This is a genomic window from Bradyrhizobium rifense, from assembly GCF_008123425.1.
GTDB lineage: Bacteria > Pseudomonadota > Alphaproteobacteria > Rhizobiales > Xanthobacteraceae > Bradyrhizobium > Bradyrhizobium rifense.
In genome coordinates, this window is record NZ_VSSS01000034.1 from 56,570 (window position 1) to 64,314 (window position 7,745).

General features: G+C 61.7%; 6 protein-coding genes and 1 pseudogene. All 7 read left to right on the forward strand.

Features of this window, described 5'->3' with window-relative positions:
- Positions 1–3 precede the first annotated feature (3 nt).
- The 7 genes and pseudogenes from FXB40_RS23395 (at position 4) to FXB40_RS23425 (ending at position 7,457) form a co-directional block, all read left to right on the forward strand.
- A complete protein-coding gene (locus FXB40_RS23395) occupies positions 4–1,410 on the forward strand; it encodes an enolase-like domain-containing protein (RefSeq protein WP_148774564.1) in 1,407 nt (468 codons plus the stop codon).
- Positions 1,407–2,558 (forward strand): Gfo/Idh/MocA family protein, encoded by a 1,152-nt coding sequence (locus FXB40_RS23400; RefSeq protein ID WP_148774565.1) that lies wholly within the window; start codon positions 1,407–1,409, stop codon positions 2,556–2,558. Before FXB40_RS23395 ends, FXB40_RS23400 begins: the two co-directional genes overlap by 4 nt.
- Positions 2,559–2,569: 11 nt before the next feature.
- Positions 2,570–3,775, forward strand: a complete 1,206-nt coding sequence (locus FXB40_RS23405; RefSeq protein ID WP_148774566.1) for a dihydrodipicolinate synthase family protein — start codon at positions 2,570–2,572, stop codon at positions 3,773–3,775.
- Positions 3,775–4,638 (forward strand): sugar phosphate isomerase/epimerase family protein, encoded by an 864-nt coding sequence (locus FXB40_RS23410; protein ID WP_148774567.1) that lies wholly within the window; start codon positions 3,775–3,777, stop codon positions 4,636–4,638. Before FXB40_RS23405 ends, FXB40_RS23410 begins: the two co-directional genes overlap by 1 nt.
- A gap of 158 nt (positions 4,639–4,796) precedes the next feature.
- Positions 4,797–5,765, forward strand: a complete 969-nt coding sequence (locus FXB40_RS23415) for a phosphatase PAP2 family protein (protein WP_148774568.1) — start codon at positions 4,797–4,799, stop codon at positions 5,763–5,765.
- 86 nt (positions 5,766–5,851) lie between these two features.
- Positions 5,852–5,989 (forward strand): annotated as a pseudogene (locus FXB40_RS23420) (sugar phosphate isomerase/epimerase); the annotation flags it as partial.
- Positions 5,990–6,299: 310 nt separating this feature from the next.
- The gene (locus tag FXB40_RS23425; protein ID WP_148774569.1) at positions 6,300–7,457 is read left to right on the forward strand and encodes a diphosphate--fructose-6-phosphate 1-phosphotransferase; all 1,158 of its coding nucleotides are present in this window, start codon (positions 6,300–6,302) and stop codon (positions 7,455–7,457) included.
- Positions 7,458–7,745: the final 288 nt, after the last annotated feature.

A 7,745-nucleotide genomic window follows, 5' to 3' on the forward strand; every position in this document is an offset into this window, starting at 1 on the left:
ACCATGGCGCCGCGCCTGAAGCTGCGAGACATCGCCTTCTTCGAACGTCCCGTGCATTTCGCGCGGCCGTTCCGCTTTGGCGCTGTTACCATCAATGCGACGCCGCAGCTGTTCGTGCGGGTCGAGATCGAGGTCGAGGGCAAGGGAACCGCCGTTGGCGCCAGCGCCGAACTGCTGGTGCCGAAATGGTTCGACAAGCGATCGGAGCTGTCGCCGGCGCAGACGGTTGATGGACTGCGGCGTTCCCTGGAGATCGCACGTGGGCTTTATCTGGCGCGGACTGGATTCCAGACAGCGTTCGATCTGCATGCCTCCTGCATCGGGGCCCAGATCGCGACGTGCGCGAAAAAGAACATTCCAGCGCTGGCCGCGGCCTATGGTCCAGCAGAGATCGACAAGGCGATCCTCGATGCGCTGCTGCGTGGCGTCGAGACCAATTTTTTCGACGGGATGGCCGGGAATATCGCCGGCATCGATGCGCGTCTCTCGCCTGATTTGAACGACGGCGATATCACGCGATTTCTTGTCCTTGCCAATCAGCACCGATCGGAACGCGTAGCGATCCGCCATACCGTCGGCCTCGACGACAAGGTCGAGGGCAACGGCGGCGTAGCCGATCCGAAGGAAAACGCTGGTGCACGCTATTTCAAGCTGAAGCTCGGCGGGGATCCCGATGTCGATGCCGCTCGGCTAACCCGTATCGGCCGGGAGCTGGCGACGCTGCCTTATGATTACAAGGTGACGCTTGATGGCAATGAACAGTACGCGGACCTGACGGCGCTTGCGGCGCTGGTCAACCTGTTGGAGCGCGACGACGCGCTAAAGCCGATCTTTCGCAAGCTGATCTATATCGAACAGCCCATGCCGCGCGACGTCACGCGTCAATCGCCGCTCGGTGACACTCTGCGTCGTCGCGGTTTCATCATCGACGAGGCGGACGATTCATATGACGCCTGGCCGGCCGCCCACAAGCTTGGTTACAGCGGCATCTCGTCGAAATCCTGCAAAGGTATCTACAAGTCGATCGTGAACTTCACCCGCATCGCCAAACTGGACGAAGAGGGAGCGGAGTGTTTCATCACGGGTGAAGATCTGACCTGCCAGCCCGGTCTCGCTCTGCAACAGGATTTGGCACTCGGCGCGCTGCTGTGCCTCGAACATGCCGAGCGCAACGGCCATCACTATGTCGACGGTTTTGGCGACACGCCCGTCGTTGAAGCGAAGGCCTTTGCGGCCGCGCATCCCGATCTCTACGCCGATGCCGGGCAGGGCATCCGTCTCTCGATTCACGACGGCGGTCTCCTGACGGGATCGCTCAACGTGGCGGGCTTTGCGACGTCGGTCCATCCGGACTGGTCGGCACTCCGCCCACTCGAACAGCCAACATCACTCTGGGAGCAATCGGCATGACCACCCAACGCCTCGGCCTTATCATGAACGGCGTCACCGGCCGCATGGGGCTCAACCAGCATCTGATCCGCTCGATCGTTGCGATCCGCGACCAGGGCGGCGTTCGCCTGAAGAACGGTGACCGCATCATGCCGGATCCGATCCTGGTCGGCCGCAGCGCCGAGAAGGTGGAGGGGCTTGCCAAGCGCTTCAACATCACGCGCTGGACCACCGATCTCGATGCCGCGCTCGCCGACAAGAACGACACCATGTTCTTCGATGCCGCGACGACGCAGGCGCGGCCGGGTCTGCTGACCCAGGCCATCAATGCCGGCAAGCACGTCTATTGCGAGAAGCCGATCGCGACGAACTTTGGAGAAGCGCTTGAAGTCGTGAAGCTCGCCAATGCCAAGGGCGTCAAGCACGGCACCGTGCAGGACAAGCTGTTTTTGCCCGGCCTGAAGAAGATCGCCTTCCTGCGCGACTCCGGCTTCTTCGGTCGCATTCTCTCGGTCCGCGGCGAGTTCGGCTATTGGGTGTTCGAAGGCGGCTGGCAGGAAGCACAGCGGCCGTCCTGGAACTATCGCGACGAGGACGGCGGCGGCATCATTCTGGACATGGTCTGTCACTGGCGTTACGTGCTCGACAACCTCTTCGGTAATGTCCAGAGCGTGGTCTGCATCGGCAACACCGACATTCCCGAGCGTTTTGACGAGCAAGGCAAGAAGTACAAGGCGACCGCGGATGACTCGGCTTACGCGACCTTCCAGCTCGAGGGCGGCGTCATCGCCCACATCAACATGTCCTGGGTCACGCGTGTCTATCGCGACGACCTCGTCACCTTCCAGGTCGACGGCACCCACGGCTCGGCGGTCGCAGGCCTCTCCGACTGCATGATCCAGGCGCGGCAGGCAACGCCGCGGCCGGTGTGGAATCCCGACGAGAAGCGGTTGCATGATTTCTACGGCGACTGGCAAAAGCTGCCGGACAACGTCACCTACGACAACGGCTTCAAGGAGCAGTGGGAGATGTTCATCCGCCACGTCTACGAGGATGCGCCCTACAAGTTCACGCTGCTCGAAGGCGTCAAGGGCGTGCAGCTCGCCGAATGTGCGCTGAAGAGCTGGAAGGAGCGGCGCTGGATCGACGTCGCCCCGATCAAGGCCTGAGGGAGGGAGACATGAACAGGCCCGTCCAGCCCAATCCTATTCCTTCAATGTCGTCCTTGTCGCTCAAGCTGCCGAAAGCCGATCGCTCGATCGAGACCTACCGGCTCGCGGCCTCGCGAACGTTCCCCGCAAAGCTCGAGGGACCGCTGAACCGCATCGCGTTCTCGGCCGTGCATACTGTCGTCGATCCCTTTGCGGACAACGACCCCTGGCTCTCGGCCGCCGTCGACTGGGACAAGACCCTTGCCTTCCGCGAGCACGTCTGGGACCTCGGCCTCGGCGTTGCGGAGGCCATGGACACCGCGCAGCGCGGCATGGGGCTAGACTGGCCGACCTCGCTGGAGCTGATCACGCGTTCGGTGGCGGCTGCCAAGCGGCGCAATGCGCTGGTGTTCTCCGGCGCCGGCACGGACCATCTCGCCGTGGACGACGCCAAGACCATCGACGATGTGATCCGCGCCTATGAGGAGCAGCTCTCTGCGGTCGAGAAGGTCGGCGGCCGCATCATCCTGATGGCGTCGCGCGCGCTGGCAAAAATCGGTCGCGGCGCTGACGACTACGCGAAGGTCTACAACCGCGTGCTGTCGCAGGTCCGTGAGCCCGTGATCATCCACTGGCTCGGCGACATGTTCGATCCTGCCCTGACGGGATACTGGGGCACCAGGGATCTCGACAAGGCGATGGACATTGCGGTGGCCATCATCAACAACAACGCCGCCAAGGTCGATGGCGTCAAGGTCTCGCTGCTCGACAAGCAGCGCGAGATCGACATGCGCCGTCGCCTCGACAAGCGCATCAAGATGTACACCGGCGATGATTTCAATTACGCGGAGCTGATTGCCGGCGACGAACAGGGCTTTTCGCACGCGCTGCTCGGCATCTTCGATGCGATCGCGCCGGCAGCGTCCTACGCACTGTCGCGGCTGGCTGCCGGCGACGAGGCCGGCTTCCACGATGTGCTGGGGCCGACCGTCCCGCTGTCGCGTCACATCTTCAAGGCGCCGACGCGCTTCTACAAGACCGGCGTCGTCTTCATGGCGTATCTCAACGGCCACCAGGATCATTTCACCATGGTCGGGGGGCAGGAGAGCACGCGCTCGACGCTGCATCTGGCCGAGCTGTTCCGGCTCGCCGATCAAGCCGGTCTGCTCGCCAATCCTGAACTGGCAACGCGGCGGATGAAGACCGTGCTGGCCTCGCACGGACTGGAAGACTGATGCGCGATTTTTCGTCCGACCACAGCTGGCTGTCGCTGAACACGGCAACTGTCCGCAAGCAGGGTGATCTCCTTCAGATCATCGACGCTTGCGCCAGGCACGGCATCCGTGCCATCGATCCCTGGCGCGATCAGGTCGCCGCCGTCGGTCTCGATCGTGCAGTGCGGGCGGTACGTGATGCCGGGCTCGAGCTCTCAGGCTATTGCCGTGGCGGCATGTTCACGTCGGATGCATCACGCCGAGGCGAAGTGCGTGACGACAACCGCCGCTGCGTCGATGAAGCCAAGGCGCTGGGGGCGCCCTGCGTCGTGCTCGTCGTCGGTGGCCTGCCGCAATATTCGCGGCCTGGCAGCGAAGCGTCGAAGGATATCGTGGCGGCGCGCGGGCAGATCGAGGAAGCCCTCGCCGACATGCTCGACTACGCCAAGCAGGCGGAACTGCCGCTGGCGATCGAGCCGCTGCATCCCGCTTACGCGGCGGACCGCGCTTGCGTGAACACCACAAAGCAGGCGCTCGACATCTGTGATCGTCTCGACCCAGCCCGCAGCGGGATGCTCGGTGTCGCGCTCGACGTCTATCACATCTGGTGGGACCCGGAGCTGATGGATCAGATCGCACGGGCCGGCAAGGATCGCCTGCTCGCGTTCCATGTCTGCGACTGGCTGGTGCCGACCAGGGACATCCTCAACGACCGCGGCATGATGGGCGACGGCGTCATCGATATCAAATCCGCGCGCGCTGCCGTCGAGGCGCAAGGTTTTGCCGGCTATTCGGAGATCGAAATTTTCTCGAATGACTGGTGGGGCAGGCCGATGGACGAGGTGCTGCGCACCTGCATCGAGCGGCACAAGACGGTGGTGTAGCTCCCGCGAGCGTGGTCTTCAAGAACGTCGTCTCAGCGAACTATTAACCACTTTCAAGTTGCGTGCTGATAAGTCGATGGACAACCTATTGTTGTGAATCTTTTAAGAGGTACCAGCATACTTAGACACAATGTAAGATTGTGTTGCGGAATGTTGAAATGCCCTCTTCGGACCTCGCAACTGAGGACCGCGATCTAGCGTCGCGTTGCGATCAGGACCTTATGTTGCGCCCCTCAGGGCGCGGTGAGCGCGCAATCTGGCTCATCATAGGCGGAAGTCTGGCTGGTCTGCTCTTCGCCTGCCATCTCCTCAACTTCAGGATCGCGCTTGGAAGCGGGCTCCTGACGGTCGCCGCAAATGTAATTTTGCTCGTTGGCGGTGTTGTGATCGAAAAGCACGGCTGGCCGAGGCTGTCCGCATGGCTCAGGGCGACAGCCCTAATGACCTTCGTGACCATTCTCCTGACAGCCCTTAGCTATGTCCTTGCGAGCACAAACCTGCCTCTGCGCGATACAGCCCTTATCTCACTGGATCAGGCGATCGGGATCGATTGGCGAAGCTTCGTCAACTTCATGATGAAACAACAAGTGTTGATGATTGTTCTCAACGCTGCCTATGTCAGTCTCCACGCTCAATATCCCTTGCTGTTGCCGCTACTCTTTCTGCTCGGCCAGCACGATGAAGGAATGCAATTCGCTCTCGTCTGGACGATTAGGTTGGCCGCTACGGTTCTCATTTTTCCACTCGCGCCTGCTCTGGGCGGTTATCTTCACTATCAGCTGGATCCCAAGGATGTTCCCGAAGTTCGCGTTTTCGGCGCATGGTTGTTCGCGCCGCCCTTCCAGGCCGTTCGGGACGGCAGTTTGAATGTTCTTGACCTTTCAAAGCTCGACGGCATCATCACGTTTCCGAGCTTTCATGCTGCCGCGGCGGTTCTGATGGGGTGGCGCTGGTTTGCGGTGCCACTGTTGCGGTGGCCGATGCTCCTGCTGAACATTCTGATGCTGGTATCGGCTGTTCCGGTTGGTGGCCACTACATTGTCGACGTAATTGCCGGAAGCCTGCTGGCAATCCTCGCGATCATCGCAACCTCGCGCCTGCATCCCGTTTCGGAAGGGAAATCGTGACCTTTGGCGAGGGTGGTATTGCAGGCATGCCGTTGGCTGCGGCCGGCGTGCGCTCTGCGTGGCCGGGTTCTCGATCATACCTTCCTCGACCAGCGCGCGCTGCCGTCGAGGCGCAGCGCTATGCCGGCTATTCCGAGATCGAGATCTTCTCCAACGATTGGTGGAGCAAGCCGATCGGCGAGGTGCTGCGCACCTGCATCGAACGGCACCGGACGGTGGTGTAGGTTCCGCGAGCGGCGTCCTCATAGGCTTGCGAGCCTTGCGGCGCGTTGAAGCGCACCTTCTGCTCGCTGTTCAGCGTGACAAAAGACTCGTCCAGGGTTGATTGTCTCCTACATCCGTTTCGAATTGCTTGGGGGCAAACCTCGGCCCTGTAGGACGCCAAGCTATTAATGATGCTGAGGCCTGTAGCTTTTCCGCGTCGCGATACGATACTGCAGGGCAGGCCTCCCGTTGCAGCATGGGCCAATCTTCGCTTCAATCGTCTCTCACAGTCCGCGGGCGGCATAGCCAGAAACAAGTCATAGAGGATCCATGCCATCAATCGTCATCGCCCAGGGCGGCGGCCCCACCGCCGTGATCAACCAGACCTTGTGTGGCGCCATCCTTGCCGCGCGCAGGCATGATCCGTCCGTGCGCATTCTGGGCGCGCGCTATGGTGTGCGAGGCCTCACGCAGGGGAACGTCGTCGACCTAACCACCATGCCCGAGGCCGAACTCCGCCGCCTCGGCAACACGCCCAATTCGGCTCTCGGATCGACACGCGACAAACCAGATGCTGGCGCATGCTCTGATATCCTCGCGGCTCTGGACCGGCTAGGCGCCCGCGCCTTCGTCTATATTGGCGGCAACGACACCGCCGGAACGCTCGAACTGCTGCGGCAGCAGTCAAGTGGCGACTGCCATTTCGTGCATGCCCCCAAGACCATCGATAACGACCTGATGGAGAACGATCACGTCCCCGGCTTCATCTCGGCAGCCGCCTTCGTCGCCAATGCCCTTGTCAGCATAGATCTCGATTTTCGCGCCATGCCCGGCATCTATGTAGCCATCGTCATGGGCCGCCATGCCGGTTTCCTCTCCGCCGCGGCCGCAGGCTGGCAGCAATCGCCCGACGATGCTCCGCATCTGATCTACACGCCGGAAAAGCCGTTCTCGGTGGTTCAGTTCCTCGACGACGTCGACGCGGTTTACACGCGGCTGGGCCGCTGTATCGTCTCGATGTCCGAGGGAGTGCAGGACGAAGCCGGCCGGCCTCTCGCCGAGGTGCTGGCGGGCGCGGCCGTCGAGCGCGACGCCCATGGCAATCTGCAATTGACGGGCGGTGATCTCGGCATCGAGATCCAAAAGGCGCTGAAATCGCGTTTTCCCAAGGCAAGGGCGCGTGTCGACACGCTGGGCTATCTGCCACGCGGATATATCGGCGTGATCGACGAAACCGACCGCAAGGAGGCTTTCGACGCTGGCGCATTTGCCACGCAAAGCGCCTTAACCGGCAGCGGCTCGGTGGTGCTGCATTATGACGGTGAGCGTATCGAACCCCTGCTCGTGCCGCTCGATCGCGTGGCTGGCAAAACACGCCATATGCCCGACGATTTCCTTGTCGGCAGCAATACCGTTTCGGAAGAAGGACGGCGCTATTTTCGGCGGCTTCTACCCAAGCGGCCCGATATCTTCCTGCCGTTCGTGTGAAATTGCCGGAGAGAGCATTCTCAACATGAGGCTCTCAGGAATGTTCTTTGGCACAACCGTGGACGTCCGCTCGTTGACGGTGCAGGGCTCCCGTAGCTTGGTGAAATAGCCGACTGGTGGGCCGATGACACCGGCCTCGCCCTGGATCGGCCCGACCAGGCCCGTAGGATGGGTTGAGCTCTTCGCTCTACCCATCCTACGAGCTTCCGCTTCCAGCGGCAGAACGGACATTGGTCGGACTTGCTGCCGGCTCGACCCGGTCGCGAATGACCCTGGCTGTGTGAAAAC